We start from the raw sequence: 20,753 nt of genomic DNA on the forward strand, positions 1-20,753 counted from the left end.
GTTGCCCATGGCAGAAGCACCGACCCTCGTGATCGTGCGCGGCAACAGCGGCAGCGGCAAGACCACCACGGCCCGCGAGGTCCGGCGCCGGTACGGGCGGGGGTGCGCGCTGCTGGAGCAGGACTACCTGCGCCGGACGATGCTGCGCGAGCACGACAGCGGCTCGCCCGAGGCCGTGGCGCCCGCGTTCGTCGCGGCCACCGCGAGCACCGCGCTGTCGTTCGGCTACCACGTCGTTCTCGAGGGCATCCTGCACTCCGCGCGCTACGGCGAGGCCCTGCGGCGGCTCGTCGACGCCCACCCCGGCCCGGCGCACGTCTTCTACCTCGACGTGTCGTACGACGAGACGGTCCGGCGGCACGCCACCCGGGACGAGCCGATCCCGGTGACGGCCGGGCAGATGCTCCGGTGGTACACGCCGCGTGACCTGCTCGGGCTCCCCGGCGAACGGGTGCTGCCGGAGGCCACGACGTTCGCCGGCGGCGTGGCGACGATCCTGCACGAGAGCGGCCTGGGCCGGGCGGCCGCGCTGACGCCGTGCCCGCAGCGGTGCGCACGCTGCCGGGAGAAGGCGACCGGCGACGCGGAGGTGACGGGAGTGCGGTGAGCGTCAGGTGGCGTCGCGTGCTGCGCGGGCGGCGATGCGGGCCACCTCGTCGACGGTGAGAGCGATGATCGGCTCGTCCGGGCCGCCCGCCGCGAGGCCGCGCTCGACGTGGCGCAGGTGGTGGTCGGTGGCGACGCGCTGGTCGAGGGCCTCGTTGAGGGCGTCGGCGATCCGCTGGGCGAGTTCGGTCATCATGCGGCGCAACGGTAGCGGCCGCGCCGGCGGCGTGCCGGCGCGGCCTGGGGGCGTACGGGATCAGGCGGGGTCGAGCTCGCGTTCGTCGCCCCGCTCGGCAGCGGCCGCCCGGGCCTCGGCCTCCGCGATGATGCGGCGGTCCTCCTCGGCGTTGCGGCGGTACTCGCGGATCGAGTAGGCCAGCGCGGCCGCCCAGACGACGTAGATGACGGCGTAGATCGAGTAGCGCACGCCGTCGGCGGCGTCGATCCAGTCGGAGCGCAGCAGCGTGCGGGTGTTGGTGAGGATGATGACACCGCCGACGGCGGCGCCCAGGACGCGCGGCGGGATGTGGCGCACCAGCCAGGCGGCGATCGGCGCGGCGATCACGCCGCCGATGAGCAGCGCCGCGACCCAGCCGAAGTCGATGTTCTCGGAGCCGAGGCCGAACAGGAAGCCGAGGCTCGCGGCGACCGCGACGAGGAACTCGCTGGTGTCGATCGAGCCGATCGTCTTGCGGGGCTCGAGCCGGCCGGAGGCGAGGATCGCGGGCGTGCCCACCGGGCCCCAGCCGCCGCCACCGGTCGAGTCGACGAAGCCGGCGACCACGCCGAGCGGGGCCAGGAACCGCTTGCGCAGCGGCAGGCCCAGCCGGCCCTTGGGCAGGCCCATCGTGGTGAAGCGGATGAAGACGTACAGGCCGAGCGCCAGCAGGATGAGCGACATGATCGGCGCCGCGGTCTCGGTCGACAGGCTCGAGAGGAACGTGGCGCCGGCGAACGCGCCGACCGCGCCGGGCACGCCGATCTTGAGGACGACCTTCCAGTCGACGTTGCCGAACTTCCAGTGCGAGACGCCGGAGACCAGCGTGGTGCCGATCTCGGCAAGGTGGACCGTGGCCGAGGCCGCGGCCGGGTTGGTGCCGATCGCCAGCAGCAGCGTGGTGGACGTGACGCCGTACGCCATGCCGAGGCTGCCGTCGACGAGTTGTGCTCCGAGGCCCACGAGGGCTAGGAGGATCAGTTTCCTCATGGTCTCTCCAGTCCAGGGGGTGCGTGCCGGTTCTTGGCCGCGCCCATCTTGCCTACCATTTCGATAGGAGAACGGCAAGAGAGTCCCACGGTGACGGACGGGACTGTGCGCCCGTCCCGGACAAAGGCGCTGCTTAACCTGAGCAGCGATCGAACTTGATCGTGCTCGTTCCGAGCTGTGGTCTTGGAGCGAACGGCGTAGCGTACGGGGCGATCGTGCCAAAGTGGAGGTCCGCATGACCGCCGTCGAACCGAAACCGCGTCCGCTCGTCACGCGCCCCTATCCGGTACGCCGGCAGGTGCGCGGCAGCGCGCTGGCCCGCATCCTGCGCACCACCGATGCCAAGCAGATCGGCATCATGTACCTGACCACGGCGTTCGGCTTCTTCATGATCGGCGGCCTGATGGCGCTGCTCATGCGCGGCGAGCTGGCCCGGCCGGGCATGCAGTTCCTCTCCCCCGAGCAGTACAACCAGCTGTTCACCATGCACGGCACGATCATGCTGCTGCTGTTCGCGACGCCGATCGTGTTCGCGTTCGCGAACTTCGTGGTGCCGATCCAGATCGGCGCGCCCGACGTGTCGTTCCCGCGGCTGAACTCCTTCGCGTACTGGCTCTACCTGTTCGGCGGCTCGCTGGCGGTGGCCGGCTTCGTGGTGCCCGGCGGCGCGGCCGACTTCGGCTGGACGGCGTACACCCCGCTGAGCAACGGCATCCACTCCCCGGGCATCGGCGCGAACATGTGGGTGGTCGGCCTGGCGATCAGCGGTCTGGGCACGATCCTCGGCGGCGTCAACATGATCACCACGATCCTGACGCTGCGGGCGCCCGGCATGACCATGTTCCGCATGCCGATCTTCACGTGGAACATCCTGCTCACCAGCCTGCTGGTGATCCTGATCTTCCCGTTCCTGGCGGCCGCGCTGTTCGCCCTGGCCGCCGACCGCATCCTCGGCGCGCATGTGTTCGCGCCCGAGACCGGCGGCCCGATGCTCTGGCAGCACCTGTTCTGGTTCTTCGGCCACCCCGAGGTGTACGTCGTGGCGCTGCCGTTCTTCGGCATCATCACCGAGGTCATCCCGGTGTTCAGCCGCAAGCCCGTCTTCGGCTACAAGGGCCTGGTCTCCGCGACGCTGTTGATCGCCGCGCTGTCGTTCGTGGTGTGGGCCCACCACATGTTCGCCACCGGCCAGGTGCTGCTGCCGTTCTTCAGCCTGCTCAGCTATCTGATCGCGGTGCCGACCGGCATGAAGTTCTTCGTGTGGATCGGCACGATGTGGCGCGGCCAGATCAGCCTCGAGTCGCCGATGCTGTTCGCGCTCGGGTTCATGGTGACCTTCCTGTTCGGCGGCCTGACCGGCGTGCTGCTGGCCTCCCCGCCGATCGACTTCCACGTGCACGACAGCTACTTCGTGGTCGCGCACTTCCACTACGTGCTGTTCGGCACCATCGTGTTCGCGGTGTTCTCGGGCATCTACTTCTGGTTCCCCAAGATGTTCGGCCGGATGCTCGACGACCGCCTCGGCAAGATCCACTTCTGGTTGACGTTCATCGGCTTCCACACGACCTTCCTCGTGCAGCACTGGCTGGGCGCCGAGGGCATGCCCCGCCGCTACGCCGACTACCTGGCGACCGACAGCTTCACCACGCTCAACACGATCTCGACGATCGGCTCGTTCATCCTGGGCGCCTCGACGCTGCCGTTCCTCTACAACGTGTGGAGGTCCTACCGGGTGGGCCAGCTCGTGACCGTCGACGACCCGTGGGGTCACGGCAACTCGCTCGAGTGGGCCACCTCGTCCCCGCCGCCGCTGCGCAACTTCGACAAGATGCCGCGGATCCGTTCGGAGCGGCCCGCGTTCGACGCGAAGTTCCCGGAGCTGGCCGCCGGCGCCCAGACGGCCGCGGGCCCGCCCGAGGGTGGCGCGCGACCGCTCACCGAGGAATCGCACGGCGGCGCGACCTATCAGGAGGACCGCTGACTATGACGTCCGCCTATGCGTGCGGGCGGGTGCTAATTTGAGGACGTGGCCGGCCCCACGCGTGACCAAAAGGTAGCCGAGTCCGCGTCGGACACTCCCTCCCCCGAGCGTTCCCCGGCCGGGAGCATTCGCGCGCGGGCCTTCGACGCGGCGGCATTGCTCGGCACGGTCGCGCTCGTCCTGGCCCTCGCCCAACTGCCGGCGTGGCGGGCCGCCTTCTCGACGATCGCGGCGGTTGCGCTCGCGGCGCTGATCTTCGCCGTCCGCTACGCGCGGGGCCGATGGAAGATCCCGCTCGCCTCCGTTCTCGCCTTCGTGTCGCTCGGCGCGCTCGTGACCGTCTACCTGCAGCCGCAGCTCACCGGGTCGAGCGCGGAACCGGCCCCCGGCCCGGCCACCAGTGCCGGTCCCCCGCCGCGGGTGGCGATGGCCGCCCTGCAGCCGGGCGACTGCATCAGCGGCAGCGACCTGCGGCTCGCCGACTCCAACGCCAACTGGCCGTCCAGCACGACCGTGGTCCCCTGCGACCAACCGCACGACGGCGAGGTCATCATGTCGTCGGACCCGTGGGAGAGGAACGCCGCCTTCCCGGGCGAGGACAGGGTGGACGACGTGGCGCGGGAAAGGTGCCGGGAGGCGTTCCGGTCGTATCTCGGCGTCGAGCATTTCCAGTCGATTTACGAATACGTCTTCCGGTCGCCGCCCGCCGATCTGTGGAAACAGGGCGACCGGCACGTCTATTGCGTCGCCTACGACCCGAAGGCGACATTGCAGAGCACACTGCGGCGCGTTCAGCGCTGACCTTTTCGGATGCCGCGGCGAGACCGCGTCAGGCGCTGCGCAGCACGGACTGCACTCCGGCCAGGAGCTGGTCGCGGGTGTACGGCTTGGCGACGATCATCGAGTCGGGTTCGAGGTTGTTGCCGGACTCGTCGATCAGGGCCTCGGCGAAGCCCGAGATGAAGACGACCCGCAGGTCGGGGCGGCGCTGCTTGGCGACGCGGGCGAGCTGGCGGCCGTTCATCCCGGGCATCACCACGTCGGTGATCATCGCGGCGATCGGGTGGTCGGAGCGGTCGAGCAGGCGCAGGGCCTCCGCGGCGTCGGCGGCCGACAGGACCCGGTAGCCCGCGCCGCCGAGGAAGCGGGCGGTGACTTCGCGCAGGTCGGCCTCGTCGTCGACCAGCAGCAGCGTCTCGCCGCCGGGCGCACCCGCCGACGTGGACAAATCGGACGGACGCACGGCGGCGGGCGCGGCGGAGGTGGAGGCGGGGGCAGAGGTTTGCGTGGTCGGCACTGCGGCGGACGCGGTCGAGGCAGGCGTGATGGGGGCGGGCGCGGTTGAGGCAGGCGCGATCGGGGCGTGCGGGAACAGAGCAGGCGCGGCGGCGGTGGGCGCAGCAGGCGCAGCGGGCGCGAACGGGGCATGCGCGGCCGGGGCGGGCGCGGCGGCGGTGGGCGCAGCAGGCGCAGCGGGCGCGAACGGGGCATGCGCGGCCGGGGCGGGCGCGGCGGCGGTGGGCGCAGCAGGCGCAGCGGGCGCGAACGGGGCATGCGCGGCGGGGGCGGGCGCGGCGGCGGTGGGCGCAGCAGGCGCAGCGGGCGCGAACGGGGCAGGCACGGCGGGGGCGGGGGCGGGTGTAGCGGGTGGAGAGAAGGAAGTCGGGGCGGGCGGCGCGGAAGAGGGGGCGACCGGTGGAGGCGCGGGAGGGGGCGCGGCGGGCGCGGGGGTGGCCGATGACAGAGGCTCGGCGGGGACGGCCGGTTCCCGTACGCCGGGAAGGACGATCGTCGCGGTGGTGCCTTCGCCGGGGGTGGAGGCGAGCGTGAGCTGGCCGCCGGCCTGGCTGACTATGCCGTGGGCGGTCGACAGGCCGAGCCCGGCGGTTCCGGTGGAGCGCTTGGTGGTGAAGAACGGCTCGAAGGCGCGCTCGAGCACGTCCGGGGCCATGCCGCGCCCGGTGTCGCTGATCGTCACCACGGCGTCCCCGGCGGGCGTCGCCGAGGTGGTGACGGTGATGGCGCCGCCCGCGGAGGTGGCATCGCCGCCGTTGGCGACCAGGTTGACCAGCACCTGGCCGATCTGGCGCGGGTCGGCTCGCACGTCGGCCGGGCCGGGCGTGAGCTGCAGGACGACCGAGGCCTCGCCGGCGGCGTCGCGCAGCGTGCCGACCAGGTCGCGCAGCAGCGCGTTGAGGTCGAACGTGGTGGGCTGGGTGATCTCGCGGCGGCCGAACGCGAGCAGCTGCTGGGTGAGCGCCTTCGCCCGTTCGCCGCCCTTGACGACCTGGTCGAGGTCGCCCAGCAGGCTCGCCGACAGGTCCGGCGTCAGCACGTCGGCGGCGTCCTCGATCGTCTCGATGGCCAGCGCCGTGTAGCCGAGGATCGCGCCCAGGATGTTGTTGAAGTCGTGGGCGGCGCCGCCGGCCATGCGGCGCAGGCTGTCGAGGCGTTCCGCGTCGCGCCGGCGCGCCTCCTGCTGGCGGCGGCGGGTCTCGTCGCGCAGCTTCTCCTCGGCCGCCACCAGGTCGGAGACGTCGTCGACCATGAGGACGCCGCCGGCCAGCTCCGCCTCGTCGTCGTGCACCTGCCGCAGCTGGAGCCGCAGGTACCGCGGCGTGCCGTCGGGCAGCTCCAGGCAGTGGGTGAACCGGCGCTCCTCGGCGTTGCCGCGCAGCAGGTCCAGCGCGTCGGGGTGCGCCGTCGAGTCGAGGCAGGCGAGCCAGCCGCGGCCCAGCAGACCTTCCCGGGGCGTACGCATGATCTCCGCCAGCCGCGGGTTGATGTAGTCGGCCTCGCCGTCGGCGTCGATCAGCGCGATGCCCACCGGCGAGGCCACCGCCATCGCCTCGAACCGGCGTTCCGTGTGGTGCAGCTCGCGCACCTTCTCGATCAGCTTCGCGTTGACCGTCTGCGCGTGCGTCTGCGCGAAGTCGTCGGAGGGCACCACGTCGACCGAGACCGGCCCGCCCGCCAGCGCGGCCTCGACGGCGTCGAGCAGCTCGTGCGGGTCCTGCGAGCGCAGCACCACCTGGCTGACCCCGCACGCCTCGGCGATCGGCCGGGTCTCCGGCTCCAGGTAGTTGGCGGTGTAGAAGATGACCGGCGCCTGGGCGGCCTGCCGGTCGGGGTCGGCGCGCAGCCGGTGGACGAGCTCGAGCCCGTCGATGCCGGGCATCAGCACGTCGGACACGACGATGTCGGGATGGTGCTCGTGGGCGAGCCGCAGCGCGTCGGCGCCGTCGTGGGCCTCGATCACCTCGTGACCGCGGTAGCCCAGCAGCAAGCGGACGATGTCCCGGTTCGCGGCCACATCGTCGACGACCATCACCGTCGCCACCGGCGGCTCCTCATCTGCTGATGTCCGTTATCAGCCTAAAGCACGTTTAATCCCTTGTACGGTTATTCACCGTGAGCAGCCGACATGTCGCCACGGCAGCGCTCGCCGCGGGCGGCCTGGCCTGGTCCTGGCGCGGCCTCGCCCGTCGGCACGAGCGCCGCCGCCTCGAGCGCTACCTCCGCCTGGGCGCGATCCTCGAGGAGACGGCCGCGCCCGCGTTCGTCAAGGCGCTCGACGGGCGCTACCGGCTGGTCAGCCCCGCGTACGAGCGGCTGCACGGCATACCCGAGGGAACGGCGACCGGGCGCTACGACCACGAGGTGCACGACCCGGTGCACCTGGCCGAGATGACCCGGCACGACCGTGAGGTGCTCAACGGCAACGGCCCCGTCGCGTACGAGGAGGAACTCGGCGGCCGCTGGTTCGTGACCACGCTGCACGTGCTGCGCGACGGGCGCGGCCGCCCGTACGCGATCTTCGGCGCCGGCGTCGACGTGACCCGGCTGCGGCTGGCCGAGGGCAAGTTCCGCAGCCTGCTCGACGCCTCGCCCGAGGCGATGGTCTGCGTCAGCAACGAGGGCCGGATCGTGCACGCGAACGGCCGCGCCGGTGAGCTGTTCCGCTACCCGGTCGACGAGCTCGTCGGCGCGTCGATCGAGATGCTGGTCCCCGGCGCGAGCCGCAAGATCCACGTCCAGCACCGCAACCGGTACTTCGCCTCCCCGTCGGCCCGCCCGATGGGCGAGGGCATGCTGCTGACCGCGCGGCGCAGGGACGGCAGCGAGTTCCCGGTCGACGTGAGCCTGTCCCCCGTGCAGGCCGAGGGCAAGATGATGGTGCTCGCCGCGATCCAGGACGTCACCGAGCGGCGGCTGCAGGCTCACACGAACGCCCGGCTGGCCGCGATCGTCGAGTCGTCGAACGACGCGATCGTCAGCAAGGCGCTCGACGGCACGATCCAGACGTGGAACTCCGGCGCGGAACGGCTCTACGGCTACACGGCCGAGGAGATGATCGGCCACGACGTCACCCGGCTGCTGCCGCCCGACCGGCTCGACGAGGAGCGCAACCTGCTCGACCGGGTCAACCGCGGCGAGACGCTGCCGCAGCACGAGACCCGGCGGATGCGCAAGGACGGCCGGATCATCGAGGTGTCGCTCAGCATGGCCCCGATGCGCGACGACGACGGCCGCATCATCGGCGCGTCGACGGTCGCGCACGACATCACCGCCCGCGTCGAGGCCGAGAAGCGCCTGCGCGTCGAGCGCGAGCAGCTCGAAATGATCATGTCGGCGGCCGCGGACCCGTTCTTCACCATGGACGAGACCGGCGTGATCTCCGAGTGGAACCGGCAGGCCGAGCAGGTCTTCGGCTGGCCGCGCGAGCAGATCGTCGGCCGCCACGTCGCCGACACCGTGCTGCCCGCCCGCTACCGCGCGGCGCTGCGGCGTTTCCTCGGCGGCCGGTGGGACTGGCTGCTCGACCGCCCCACCGAGCTGGCGGCGCTGCACCACGACGGGCGTGAGCTGCCGATCGAGCTGACCATGTGGCGGATCCGGCACGACGGCGTCGCGCACCTCCACGCGTTCGCCCGCGACATCAGCGCGCGCCGCGAGACCGAGCAGGCCCTGGCCGAGGCCCGCGACCAGGCGCTCGAAACCGCCCGGCTGAAGTCGCAGTTCCTGGCGTCGATGAGCCACGAGATCCGCACGCCCATGAACGGCGTCATCGGCCTCACCGGCCTGCTGCTGGCCTCCGACCTCGACGACCAGCAGCGGCGCTACGCCGAGGGCATCGCCACCGCCGGCACGGCGCTGCTGTCGGTGATCAACGACGTGCTGGACTTCTCGAAGCTGGAAGCCGGCAAGGTGCTGCTCGAGGACACCAACTTCCAGCTGCGGCAGCTCGTCGACGACGTGGTCGCGCTGGCGGCGCCGCCGGGCACGAGGACCTCGGTGACGATCACCGGCGAGTGCGACCCGCGGCTGCCGGCGACCGTGAGCGGGGACGCGGCCAAGCTGCGCCAGGTGCTCCTCAACCTCGCCGGCAATGCGATCAAGTTCACCCCGTACGGCTCGGTCTCGATCACCGTCGCCCCGGACCCCGGCCTTCCCGCCGCTCCGGGAGCCGTTCCCGTACGGTTCGAGGTGCGCGACACCGGGATCGGCATCGACGAGCGTCAGCGCGAGCAGCTGTTCGAGCCGTTCACGCAGGCGGACGCGGGCACCACGCGGCGCTTCGGCGGCACCGGCCTCGGGCTGGCCATCTCACGCGACCTGGTCGAGCTGATGGGCGGGCGCATCGGCGTGCACAGCGAGCCCGGCCGGGGCAGCACGTTCTGGTTCACCGTCGTGCTGCGGACCGCGCGCGACGGCCTGGGCCTGTCCGACAGCCACGCGCTCGACGGGCTGCGGGTGCTCATCGTGGACCGCGACGAGCCCGGCCGGGCCGCGCTGGCCGACCAGCTCACCGCGTGGTCGATGCAGGCCACCGGGGTCGGCACGAGCGAGGCCGCGTACGAGGTGCTGCGCGACGCAGCCGCAGCCGGGCGCCCGATCGACCTGGTCATCCACGACGGCCGCTATCCCGGTGCACCGGCCGGCACCCCCGCGCCCAAGACGATCCTGCTCACCGACGACGCCTCGGAACCCGCCGCGTTCGTCAAGCCGCTGCGCCAGTCGCAGCTCTACGACGCGCTGGTCGGCGTGCTGGCCGTCGCCGACCCGCCCGCTCCGGCCTCGTCCGCCGCGGCGACCGGCCGGGGCCACGTGCTGCTGGTCGAGGACAACGACATCAACCGCACGGTGGCGCTCGGCATCCTGGCCACGCTCGGGTACACCGCGGACATCGCCACGAACGGCCGCGAGGCCGTGGACCTGGCGTTCTCCCGCCCGTACCAGCTGATCTTCATGGACTGCCTGATGCCCGAGATGGACGGGTACGCCGCCACGGCCGAGATCCGCCGCCGCGAGGGGCCCGGCCGGCACGTCCCGATCATCGCGCTCACCGCGAGCGCCCTGCCCGAGGACCGCGCCCGCTGCCTGGCCGCCGGGATGGACGAGCACCTCGCCAAGCCGCTGGTGCCCGCGGACGTCGCCGCCGCGCTCGCCAGGTGGGCGACGCCCGCGGTGGTCACGCAGATCCGCGAACGGCTCGACCAGCTGCGCGGCCCCGACCCCGCGGAGAGCGCGCCGGTCCTCCAGCGGCTGCTGCGCTCGATGGTCGACCGCATCCCCGGCCACGTGGAGCGGGTCAGCCAGGCGCTGGCCCTCGACGACGCGCCCGCGCTGCGCGACGAGGCCCACCAGCTCAAGGGCATCATGGCCAACATCGGCGCCCGGGACGCCGCCGACGCCTGCGGCCGCCTCGAGGACGACGCCCGCCGCGCCGACCTGGACGCGGCCGTCGAGGCGCTGGCCGCCCTGCGCCCCGAGCTCGACGCCGTCCGCGAGGCCGCCGACGCGATCCTGCGCGACGGTCAGCCTGTTCTTTAACCTTTGGCCTTGGGCTTGCGGCGGGGCGGACCGCCCAGTGAGGTTTCGCGTTTGACGGTCTTGCCCACGTCGTAGCGGGTCGCGCGGCTGTGGTTCTTCGATCCCGGAGGCCGACCTGGGCCAGGCCGTGACGGTTTCGGTGCTGCAGCTGGTAGAGCCGAGGCCGGGCGGAGGTTCCGAAACCCTCGCCGGACCCGCGCCGGCGCGAGCCGGTCGGGCGGTGCCGGTTGTTCCCAGGGCCGGCGTAGATCGACAGCGAGCGGGCGGGCCAGTCGTAGTTGAGTGTGGGCGGCGATCATGATCCAGGTCCACCGGTCGGCTGCCCGCGGGTCGCGTAGCTTCGGCCGGGTCCAGCCGAGAGTCTGCTTGAACAGCCGGAAGGTGTGCTCCAGATCGAAGCGGCGTAGGTACGCCTGCCAGATCCGGTCCACATCCTCAGGATCCGCGCCGGTGCCTGACCACCACAGCCACATCGGTTGCGCGGCGCGGTCACCGGGCAGGTACTCGACCTGCAGCCGGATGAGGGTGCCCTCAACGACCGGGAGCGTGCCCTGATGATCGAGCCAGGCGGCGCGGTGGGTCAGTCTGGGGTGTAGCCGGTCCCAGGCTTTGGTTTCGGCTTTTCCGTAGCTGGTCGTCTCGTTGCTCGTGGTCACGGCTGGCTCAGGCCACGAGCCGGGGTCCTTCAGGTCGAACTCGCCGCCGTGCTTGGGTGGACGGCCGCCGGACGGGTGGTACTCGTACGGCGGGGCCGGGAGCCGCAGGACCCGGTCGGCGCGGATGCGCCCGGCCACCTCGATCGGCAGATCCCGCAAGACCCAGGCCAGGCGCGTCACGTCGTAGCCCGCATCGCAGACGACCAGAATTTTCGGGTCGCCGGGCTGCTGCTGGCCGCAGGCAATCAGCTGGTCGATCACGTCACGCAACTGGCTTGCGGTGACCGCGGTGGCGTCGTCGGCGGGACCGAGACGGACCACGTCCAGCATCGCTGTCCACGACGTCCGGCCGGGTTCCAGAGCCGCCACGAAGGAGTACGGCCAGCCGGGGATGAACTGCGCGGCGCTCTTGGCCCGCCCGTACCCGTGGCAGAACAGCCGTTCCGGGCTGCACGCGGCGTCCGATCGCAGCCACGGCGACACGTCCACCGCCAGAACGATCCGGCCGTCACCGAAGCGCGGCACCGGCAGCGCCGCCAACGCCCGCCGAAGCCGCCCCACATCGATACGTCCCTGGTTGAGCGCGTCATACAAAGAGCCGTGCCCGCGCCGGTGCTCGGCCGTCAACGTCAGATCGACCAACGATTTGACCGGCCCGTCCGCGCACAACACCGCGTCGGTCAGCTCGAACAACGCATCCGCCCGCGTGTTCAGACACCGGTAGATCTGCTCTCGGAAGCCCGCCAGCAGATCGATCGCTTCCACTCGCGTTCCCATAAACGCCACAACGATAGTCAATAGGCGCAGGATGCGATCACGCACACATCATCGATCGGAGGGCGCCAGCAGCTCACGCTGGATCATGGCCAGGGCAGCACGGTGAGTTCAGGCCACTGCTGAAGCCAGCGTTCCGCCTTGGCCTCGTAGACCTGGCGCGGAGCTAGAACGGGATTCGGCCGCAGGACCATACCGAAGACGTCGGATAGACCATGTGGCGCATAGATGCGCCACCGTCCGTCCGTTTCTAGACGCACCCCGAGACAGCACGTCGTGGCGGCGAACGAGTCGATCGCCGCCTCGGTGGAGTCGTATGCAGGGCAAGGGACGCCGAACTTCTGCTCATACCACAGATGTACGCGCGCTTCGTTGCGGATCTCGACGTCGGCGGCCAACCCAGTGAAGGCGCGCTGCGCGGCCTTGATCACCTCGTCCTCAGCGTCCCAGGACAGGTCACTGCTGTCGAAATAGAAGATGTCGTAGTCCTTGATACCGCTGGTAGGACTCCTATCCGTGACGACATTCCACACGGTCTGGAAGAGACAGCCCGCCGTCACGTACCAGCCTGGCAACTCCAGCGACGCCGTACGGCTCATCACCTCCAACAGCACGTCATTGCGAGACAGCGCCGACTTCAACGCCACGAGTTGTTCGTCCACGGGGAGGCGACCGATCATGGCTCGTAGCCAACCATGCGCCTCATCCGTTCAACGTGCCCGCCCCTGAGCCGACTTCGAGCCGCGCAGTAGCGCCGCTTGGAGGGTTAAAGAACAGGGTCAGTCGCAGTGCTCGAAGTCGCTGTCGTAGGTGGCGTCGTCGATCGAGCCGCCCCACTTCACGCAGGTGGCGGGCGCGGCGGCGGTCACCGGGCCGGCGTGGGAGTCGAACGTGCCGGTCCGGTCGGCGCGGTCGCGGCCCTCGAGCTCGAGATAGGCGGACATCGGCGACGGCGTGCCGACGCCGGTGGTCTTGACGGTGACCACGCAGTTGTTGCCGCCCTCGCCGCGCAGCAGGTAGACGCGGCCCACGGTGGCGCCGCCGCTGCGCAGCGAGGCCCGGTCGAGCACCTCGAAGCCGTCGCCGCAGACCTCCTCGGGGTCGGCGGGCTCGGCCTCGGGCGTCTCCTGCTCCCCGGGCTCCTCGGTGGGTTCGGTGGTGGGAGCCGCGGCGGCCGGCCGGGACGTCGGGGCCGACGAGCGGCGCGGCTTCTTGCCCGGCTTGGTGGTGGCGCCCTTGGTGGGCGTGGACTGCTCGACCGCCGCGTCGCCGCCGCCGGCCGGGGGCAGGGCCTCCTTCTCGCCGATCGGGATCAGCGTGGCCGCGGCGACACCGCCGGCGCCGAGCACGACCGCCGCGACGGCCACCGCGATGGTGATCGTACGGCTGCGGCTCCTCCGGTCGCCGGGGCCGCCGCTGCCAAACCCGTCGGGGCCGCCGGGGCCTGTGTTTCCGCCGCCGCCGTAGGACGCGCCCGGGCGCGGGACGGCCGCGGCTCCGGAGGCGCCGGTCAGCGGGCCGTACGCGGTCTGCTGCGGGCGGCCCGCCTGGGCGCGGCCGGGCTGGAACCCGCCCGCGGCCGCGACTCCGGGCATCGGCGCGGTGCCGGGCAGCTGAGCGCGGCCCGAGGTGGGGCCGCCGGCGGGCATCCGCCCGGAAGACGGGAAGCCCTGCTGAGGGGCGCCGCCCGAGACGCGGCCCTGCGGCGGGGTGCCGCCGGTCGGGATGCCGCCCGGGGTTCCCGGGCCGGGCCGGCCGTACCCGGTCGGCGGCTGCCGGAAGGCACGAGCCTGCGGCGGGGTGAACGGCCCGGACGACATGCGGGTCTGCGGCCCGGACGCCGCGCGGGCCGCGGACGCCATCTCGGCCGCGCTCGCGAACCGGTGCGACGGGTCCTTGGCGAGCGCGCGCAGCACCAGCGCCGACACCTGCGGGGGCACGTCCGGGGGCAGCGTCGGCAGGTCGCCGTACACCAGCTGGCTGAGCACCTGCAGCGGGTTGTCCCCCACGTACGGCGGGCGGCCGGTCAGGCAGCAGTACGCGACCGCGCCGAGCGCGTACACGTCGGTGGCCGGGCCGATCGGGCGCGCCTCGGCCTGCTCGGGCGCCATGTAGTTGGCCGAGCCCAGCACCACGTTCGTGCCGGTCAGGTTGGTGCCCGCGGCGGACTTGGCGACGCCGAAGTCGACAAGCACGATCGCGCCGCCGGGGCGTACGAGAAGGTTCGCCGGTTTGACGTCGCGGTGCACGATGCCCGCCTCGTGGGCCACCTGCAGCGCGTCGGCCACCTGCGCGACCACGGTCATCGTCTCGGCGGGGGTGAGCCGCCCGGCCTGCTCGATGCGCCGCGACAGTCCTATGCCGTCGACGAACTCCATCACCAGGTAGTCGCCCTCGGCGGTCTCGCCGTAGTCGTAGACCTGCACGACGCCGGGGTGACGCAGCGCCGCCATCATCCGCGCCTCGGTGCGGAACCGGGTCACGAACTCGCGGTCGCTGCGCAGCGCCGGCAGCATCACCTTGATCGCGACCGGGCGGTGGAGCATCGTGTCCTCGCCGCGCCAGACCTCGCCCATGCCGCCGGCGGCGAGACGCTGGGTCAGGTGGTAACGGTCGCTGAGCAGGGCTCCGGGGGCAAGCACCCGATCATGCTACTAGCGCGCCGAAACCGGCCCCGGGACCAGCGGTCCGTTCCCCCCGGCCGCTAGCCTCGGTCCGCATGATCGTATGGATCAACGGCACCCACGGCGCGGGGAAGACGACGACCAGCGCGCTCGTGCAGGAACTGATCCCGGACTCGCGGGTGTTCGACGCCGAGAAGGTCGGCGAGACCCTCATGGACATCACGCCGGGGCTGCCCGCGACCGACAACTTCCAGCACTGGCCGCCGTGGCGGCAGCTCGTCGTGGACACCGCCCGCCGGGTGCTGGACTACACCGGCGGCACGCTGGTCGTCCCCATGACCGTGCTGGTCGAGCAGTACTGGCGCGAGATCAGCACGGGCCTGGCCGGGCATGCCATCGCCGTACGGCACTTCGTCCTGCACGCCGACCGGGACACGCTGCGCGCCCGCATCGCCGGCCAGCATCCGGTGCCCTCCCCGTTCCGCCTGCGCCACCTGGAGCCGTACGCCGAGGCCGCCCGCACCTGGCTGCACGCCGAGCCGAGGTCGTCGACACCACGCACCTGACCCCCGCCCAGGCAGCAGACCGGATCGCGACGGCCGTCACGGGCTGATCGGCGCCGGGCGGCTGCCCGGCCGTCCGCGGCGGGGCGCGGAGGGCCGGGCAGCCGGATGGAAACCCGCCGGGTCAGGACTTCGCGGCCCGCGCCGGCTCCACGGAGGCGCCGGGCTGGGGCGGGACGGTGCCGGCGCGGGCGTCGGCGTCGTCGGGGCCGTCGTCGGTGGCCGCGTCGTCCTCCTCGTCGAGCATCGAGGACTCGTCGAACGGGTCCTCGCCGGCCAGCACGCGCCGGGTGCGCTCGCGGTCGATCTCGCCGGTCCACGTGCCGACCAGGACGGTCGCCACCGCGTTGCCGGCGAAGTTGGTCAGCGCGCGGGCCTCGGACATGAACCGGTCGATGCCGACGATCAGGCCGACGCCGTCGACCAGCTCGGGGCGGTGGCTCTGCAGGCCGCCCGCCAGCGTCGCGAGGCCGGCGCCGGTGATGCCCGCGGCGCCCTTGGAGGCGATGACCATGAACACGAGCAGCGAGATCTGCTCGCCGATCGCCAGTGGCTGGTCGAGCGCCTCGGCGATGAACAGCGACGCCATCGTCAGGTAGATCGCCGTACCGTCGAGGTTGAACGAGTAGCCGGTCGGGACGGTGATGCCGACGACCGGCTTGCTGACGCCGAGGTGTTCCATCTTGGCGATCAGCCGCGGCAGCGCCGACTCCGACGACGAGGTCGACAGGATCAGCAGGAACTCCCGGCCGAGGTACTTGAGCAGCGAGAAGATGTTGAGCCGGGTGAACGCGTACAGGATCAGCGCCAGCACGACGAAGACGAAGATCGCGCAGGTGACGTAGAAGCCGAGCATGATCTGCGCGAGGCTCTTCAGGGCGTCCACGCCGGTCTCGCCGACGACCGCGGCGATCGCGCCGAACGCGCCGATCGGGGCCAGCCACATGATCATGGCGAGGATCTTGAAGACGAGCCGCTGGATGACGGTGATCGCCCGCAGCACCGGCTCGCCGCGCCGGCCCATGCCCTGCACCGCGAAGCCGACCAGCAGCGCCACCATCAGCGTCTCGAGCACCTCGCCGTCGGTCAGCGACGAGAGCAGGCTGTTCGGGATGATGCCGAGCACGAAGTCGGCCAGGCTCTCGTCGGCGGCGCCGCCCGCCTGCTTCTGACCGGCCGCGGCCGACGCGGCGTCCAGGTGCAGCCCGGCGCCGGGGTGGATGATGTTGCCGACGACCAGGCCGATGGCGAGCGCAGCGGTCGACATGATCAGGAAGTAGCCGAGGGCGAGGCCGCCGACGCGCCCGACCTTGGCGGCCTGCCGGATCGAACCGACCCCCAGCACGATCGTGCAGAAGATGACCGGGGCGATCATCATCTTGATGAGGTTGACGAAGCCGGTGCCGATCGGCTTGAGCGCCTTGCCGACCTCCGGCGCGACGAGGCCGATGACGATGCCGGCCACGACCGCGGCGATCACCGCGAGGTAGAGGTAGTGCGTCCGATCCCGCCTGACCCGCGGGGTGCTGCTCTGGGTCTCCATAGCGCAAACTGTGTCCTAGGTCTCATCGACCAAAACATATTGCGTTCATTCTGTTTACTGCACAGATCCGAGACCGAAACATGCCCCTGGCCCGCCGCTGGAGCATCGCGCGCCAGCTGTTCGTGCTTCAGGTGCTGGTCGTGACCGTCCTGGTGGGGATCGGCACGACCGGCGCCGTGCTGCTGGTGCGCGACGACACCGAGCAGGCCGCCATCGACCAGGTCGTGGGCATCGCCGAGGCGGTGGCGCACTCGCCCACGGTCGTCGACGCGGTGCGCGGCAGGAACCCGTCGGCGGTGCTCCAGCCGTACACCGAAAGCGTCCGCCTGGCCACGGACACCGACTTCATCGTGGTGATGGCGCCGGACCGGACCCGGTACACGCACACCCGGCCCGAGCTGATCGGACGGCCGTTCATCGGGTCGATCGAGGGCGCGCTCGACGGCGGCACGGTGATCGAGACGAGCGTCGGCACGCTCGGCGAGTCGGTGCGCGCGGTGGTGCCGGTGCGCGACCGCGGCGCCGTCGTCGCGCTGGTGTCGGTCGGCATCACCACCGAGGCGCTCAACCAGAAACTGCTCGGCCGCACGCCCGCCGTGGCGATCCCGACGGCGCTGGCGCTACTGCTGGCCGCAGTCGGGTCGTGGCTGCTCAGCCGCCGGTTGCGCCGGCAGACCCACGGCCTCGGCCCCGCCGAGATGACCCGGATGTACGAGTACCACGACGCGGTGCTGCACTCGGTGCGCGAGGGGCTGGTGGTGGCCGACCGGTCCGGCCGCGTGACCCTGGTCAACGACGAGGGCCGGCGGCTGCTCGGCGACGACCTGCCGCCGGAGATCACCGAGCTGGTCGCCTCGAAGGCGCTGGTCGAGGACGAGCCCGTGCTGGCCGGCGACCGCATCCTGGTGGCCAACCAGCGGGTGATCCGCTCGGAGGGGCAGACGATCGGCACCGTGCTGACCCTGCGCGACCACACCGAGCTGCGCGCGCTGACCGGCGAGCTCGACTCGGTGCGCGGGCTCACCGAGGCGCTGCGCTCGCAGGCGCACGAGGCCGCGAACCGCCTGCACACCGTGCTGACCATGGTCGAGCTGGGCCGCACCGAGGAGGCCGTACGGCTGGCGACCGCCGAGCTGGAGGTGGCGCAGCAGCTCACCGATCAGGTGGTGGGGTCGGTGAGCGAGCCGGCCCTCGCGGCGCTGCTGCTGGGCAAGTCGGCGCAGGCGGCGGAGCGGGGCGCGCAGCTGGTGATCGACGAGGCGTCGCGGCTGAGCGACACCACCCCGCTGCCCAGCCGTGACCTGATCACCGTGGTGGGCAACCTGGTGGACAACGCGCTCGAGGCGGTCGCGGGCACCGGGCCGCCGCGGGAGGTGACCGTGCTGGTGGCCGAGGCGAAGGACGAGGTTCTCGTACGGGTCGGCGACACCGGCCCCGGGCTGCCCGCGGAGGCCTTCGAGCGGGGCTGGTCGACCAAGGCGCGGGGCCGCGGCCTCGGGCTGGCGCTGGTCCGGCAGGTGGCCGACCGGCACGGCGGCTCGATCGAGGTGGCGGCGTCCCCGGGCGGCGGGGCGCTGATCACCGTACGGCTCCCGGTGGCGGCATGAGCGCCATCCGGGTGCTGGTCGTCGAGGACGAGCCGCTGCTCGCCGAGGCCCACGCGGCGTACGCGGGGCGGGTCGACGGGTTCGAGGTGGCCGCCGTCGCCCACACCGCGCAGCGGGCGATGGCCGCGCTGCGCTCCACGCCGGTCGACCTGGTGCTGCTCGACCTCAACCTGCCCGACATGAACGGCCTCGAGCTCACCCGGGCGCTGCGCGCGGCCGGGATCGGCACCGACGTGCTGGTCGTGACGTCGGCGCGCGACCTGGCGGTGGTGCGCTCGGCGGTGTCGCTCGGGGTCACCCAGTACCTGCTCAAGCCGTTCACCTTCGCCACCTTCCGGGAGAAGCTGCTCGGGTACGCCCGCTACCGCAGCCAGCTGCTGGGCGTGGAGCAGGTCGCCGCGCAGCACGAGATCGACAGGGCCTTCGCGGCGCTGCGCGGCGCCTCGCCCGACTCGCTGCCCAAGGGCCTCGACCAGGGCACGCTCGACCTGGTGCTGGGGGTGCTGCGCGCGGCCGAGGGGCCGGCGGGGCTGTCCGCGGCCGAGGTCGCCGCGCGGATGGGCGCCTCCCGGGTCACCGCCCGCCGCTACCTCGAGCATCTGGCCGAGACCGGACGGGTCGTGCGCAGCCCCCGCTACGGCGGGCCGGGCCGCCCGGAGGTCGAGTACCGGCGGATGTAGGCCTTTTCCTCGGATCGCGCCCCGCCCGGCCGATGAACAGCGTCGGGAGGTGTGATGGACGCGACCGACGAAGCCGTACGGCTGCTGGAGCAGGCGCAGACCGGGCAGGCCGCCGAGGCGGTGGCCCGCGCCGACGCGCTGCTGCTCGACGGCGACCACGCCTGCCTGCAGTTCGTACGGGTGGCCGCGTTCAACGTGCTCGGCGACATGCCGGCGTTCGAGGACGCCGTCGAGCGGATGCTGGCCGCCGCGGACCACGAGGGCAGCCCGGGGTGGCGCGCGACCGCGCTGGCGACCCGCGCCGCGACCCGCTCGCGCGTCGGCGACGCGCACACCGCCAGCTACGACCTCGACGGGGTGCTGCGCGACCTGGTGACGGCCGAGACCGCCGTGGTCGAGGAGACCGAGCCGGTCGCCGCCGTCAACGCCCGCGTCGCGATCGCCATCGCCTTCTCCGAGCTGCGGCTCTACGAGCTCGTCGAACCCCACTACCAGGCCGCGTACGCGCTCAGCAGCGCCGGGCCGGCCAACGGCAACCGCGCGATGTGGCTGATCAACCTGGCCGAGCTGCACCTGCACTGGGCGCTCGAGCTCTACCAGGTGGGCCAGGTCGGCGCCGCCGAGAGCCACACCGAGCAGGCGGAGACGTACGGGACCCGCGCGGCGCTCGAGGCCGACGGCCCGGACGCCGCGGTGTGGCGGGACTACGCGCTGCTCGCCGCCGCCTGCGCCAAGGCCGACCGGCACGACCCGCTGTCGTCCGCCACCGAGATCACCTACCTGCTGGAGCGGCTCCGGGCGTACGGGATGAGCCCGTTGCTGCTCGCCTTCGCCGGCCCGTTCCACGCGGTCGCGCTGCGCCGCACCGGACGCCCCGCGGAGGCGCGCCGGGTGATCGAGCGGGCCATCGCCGAGCTGCCCGGGGACACCGGCGTGCTGCTCACCGCCGCCCACCACCACACCCACGCGGTGCTGCTGGCCGCCATGGGCTCGGCGGAGGCGTCGGCCGGCGTGGCGTACGGGGCCACGCTCGCCGCGGCCCTGTGGCAGCAGCGGCTGCGCACGCTCAACTCGGTCGAGACCATGCGCAAGCTCGAGCAGCTGCGCGTCCGGCACGAGGTCGCCTCGCGCGCCGCCGACGTCGACCCGCTGACCGGCATCGCGAACCGCCGGGCGTTCGACGAGGCGGTGCGCACCGCCTCGCACGGCTGGGCCACCGTGCTGGTGATCGACACCGACAAGTTCAAGCAGATCAACGACACGCTCGGCCACGCGGCCGGGGACGCCGCGCTCCGGGCGATCGCCGGCGAGCTGACCGCGCTGGTCCGCGAGGACGACGTGGTCGCCCGGCTGGGCGGCGACGAGTTCGCCGTTCTGCTGCCCGGAGTCGGCACCGGGCCGGCCCGCGAGGTGGCGCAGCGCATGGTGCAGGCCGTACGGGCCCTGCCCGACTGCCCCGCGACGCTGAGCATCGGGGTGGCCGGCGGCCCCGCGGCGGCGCTCACCGAGGTCGTCGACCTCGCCGACGCCGCCATGTACCGCATCAAGCGCCGCGGCGGCGACGGGGTCGAGGTCTGCGTGGCGCCGCCGCGCGCTTTCGCCGCCTGACCCGCCGCCCGTTACCTTTTTGATCGTCCCCAGCCGGGGACTGCTCGGTCGCTCGGCCCGGTATGACTTA

At 72.4% G+C, this 20,753-nt stretch carries 15 protein-coding genes; 8 read left to right on the top strand and 7 right to left on the bottom strand.

The window, feature by feature from the left end:
- The first annotated feature begins 7 nt into the window (after nucleotides 1-7).
- Nucleotides 8-607, top strand: coding sequence for an AAA family ATPase (locus ACSNN8_RS27655; protein ID WP_436652559.1), 600 nt, complete (start codon nucleotides 8-10; stop codon nucleotides 605-607).
- Nucleotides 608-610: 3 nt separating this feature from the next.
- Here the strand turns inward: ACSNN8_RS27655 and ACSNN8_RS27660 are convergent, their stop codons facing one another.
- Nucleotides 611-802 (bottom strand): hypothetical protein, encoded by a 192-nt coding sequence (locus tag ACSNN8_RS27660; RefSeq protein ID WP_436652561.1) that lies wholly within the window; start codon nucleotides 800-802, stop codon nucleotides 611-613.
- Between the two features lie 60 nt (nucleotides 803-862).
- Nucleotides 863-1,813: a sulfite exporter TauE/SafE family protein gene (locus ACSNN8_RS27665; protein ID WP_436652562.1), complete on the bottom strand. Its 951-nt coding sequence runs from the start codon at nucleotides 1,811-1,813 to the stop codon at nucleotides 863-865.
- Between the two features lie 235 nt (nucleotides 1,814-2,048).
- On the opposite strand from ACSNN8_RS27665, the gene ctaD reads away from it, so the two are divergent.
- Nucleotides 2,049-3,794, top strand: a complete 1,746-nt coding sequence (gene ctaD, locus ACSNN8_RS27670) for an aa3-type cytochrome oxidase subunit I (RefSeq protein WP_436652564.1) — start codon at nucleotides 2,049-2,051, stop codon at nucleotides 3,792-3,794.
- 45 nt (nucleotides 3,795-3,839) lie between these two features.
- Nucleotides 3,840-4,595, top strand: coding sequence for a septum formation family protein (locus tag ACSNN8_RS27675; protein WP_436652566.1), 756 nt, complete (start codon nucleotides 3,840-3,842; stop codon nucleotides 4,593-4,595).
- 28 nt (nucleotides 4,596-4,623) lie between these two features.
- Here ACSNN8_RS27675 and ACSNN8_RS27680 read toward each other — a convergent pair whose 3' ends face one another.
- Entirely contained in the window at nucleotides 4,624-7,134 is a 2,511-nt protein-coding gene (locus tag ACSNN8_RS27680; protein WP_436652567.1) for an ATP-binding response regulator, read from the bottom strand.
- A gap of 71 nt (nucleotides 7,135-7,205) precedes the next feature.
- On the opposite strand from ACSNN8_RS27680, the gene ACSNN8_RS27685 reads away from it, so the two are divergent.
- On the top strand, nucleotides 7,206-10,628 hold the full coding sequence (locus ACSNN8_RS27685; protein ID WP_436652569.1) for a PAS domain S-box protein: 3,423 nt from the start codon (nucleotides 7,206-7,208) through the stop codon (nucleotides 10,626-10,628).
- Here the strand turns inward: ACSNN8_RS27685 and ACSNN8_RS27690 are convergent.
- The 3 genes from ACSNN8_RS27690 to ACSNN8_RS27700 all read right to left on the bottom strand — a co-directional run bounded on the left by ACSNN8_RS27690 (nucleotide 10,625) and on the right by ACSNN8_RS27700 (nucleotide 14,700).
- Nucleotides 10,625-12,061: an NF041680 family putative transposase gene (locus ACSNN8_RS27690; RefSeq protein WP_436655440.1), complete on the bottom strand. Its 1,437-nt coding sequence runs from the start codon at nucleotides 12,059-12,061 to the stop codon at nucleotides 10,625-10,627. The two genes, ACSNN8_RS27685 and ACSNN8_RS27690, sit on opposite strands and share 4 nt — an antisense overlap.
- An 83-nt stretch (nucleotides 12,062-12,144) precedes the next feature.
- Nucleotides 12,145-12,720, bottom strand: coding sequence for a nucleotidyltransferase family protein (locus ACSNN8_RS27695; RefSeq protein WP_436652570.1), 576 nt, complete (start codon nucleotides 12,718-12,720; stop codon nucleotides 12,145-12,147).
- Between the two features lie 117 nt (nucleotides 12,721-12,837).
- On the bottom strand, nucleotides 12,838-14,700 hold the full coding sequence (locus ACSNN8_RS27700) for a protein kinase domain-containing protein (protein ID WP_436652572.1): 1,863 nt from the start codon (nucleotides 14,698-14,700) through the stop codon (nucleotides 12,838-12,840).
- A gap of 77 nt (nucleotides 14,701-14,777) precedes the next feature.
- Between ACSNN8_RS27700 and ACSNN8_RS27705 the strand changes: the two genes are divergently transcribed.
- Nucleotides 14,778-15,248 (top strand): AAA family ATPase, encoded by a 471-nt coding sequence (locus ACSNN8_RS27705; protein WP_436652573.1) that lies wholly within the window; start codon nucleotides 14,778-14,780, stop codon nucleotides 15,246-15,248.
- 121 nt (nucleotides 15,249-15,369) lie between these two features.
- Here ACSNN8_RS27705 and ACSNN8_RS27710 read toward each other — a convergent pair whose 3' ends face one another.
- Nucleotides 15,370-16,788: a cation:dicarboxylate symporter family transporter gene (locus ACSNN8_RS27710; protein ID WP_436652574.1), complete on the bottom strand. Its 1,419-nt coding sequence runs from the start codon at nucleotides 16,786-16,788 to the stop codon at nucleotides 15,370-15,372.
- 80 nt (nucleotides 16,789-16,868) lie between these two features.
- Between ACSNN8_RS27710 and ACSNN8_RS27715 the strand changes: the two genes are divergently transcribed.
- The 3 genes from ACSNN8_RS27715 to ACSNN8_RS27725 are packed head-to-tail and all read left to right on the top strand — an operon-like array spanning nucleotide 16,869 to nucleotide 20,683.
- Nucleotides 16,869-18,395 (top strand): sensor histidine kinase, encoded by a 1,527-nt coding sequence (locus ACSNN8_RS27715; protein ID WP_436652575.1) that lies wholly within the window; start codon nucleotides 16,869-16,871, stop codon nucleotides 18,393-18,395.
- Nucleotides 18,392-19,075, top strand: a complete 684-nt coding sequence (locus tag ACSNN8_RS27720; protein WP_436652576.1) for a response regulator — start codon at nucleotides 18,392-18,394, stop codon at nucleotides 19,073-19,075. Before ACSNN8_RS27715 ends, ACSNN8_RS27720 begins: the two co-directional genes overlap by 4 nt.
- A gap of 51 nt (nucleotides 19,076-19,126) precedes the next feature.
- A complete protein-coding gene (locus ACSNN8_RS27725; protein WP_436652578.1) occupies nucleotides 19,127-20,683 on the top strand; it encodes a diguanylate cyclase domain-containing protein in 1,557 nt (518 codons plus the stop codon).
- Nucleotides 20,684-20,753 lie beyond the last annotated feature (70 nt).

Origin of the sequence: Actinoplanes sp. URMC 104 (assembly GCF_051386375.1) — a bacterium.
Taxonomy (GTDB): domain Bacteria; phylum Actinomycetota; class Actinomycetes; order Mycobacteriales; family Micromonosporaceae; genus Actinoplanes.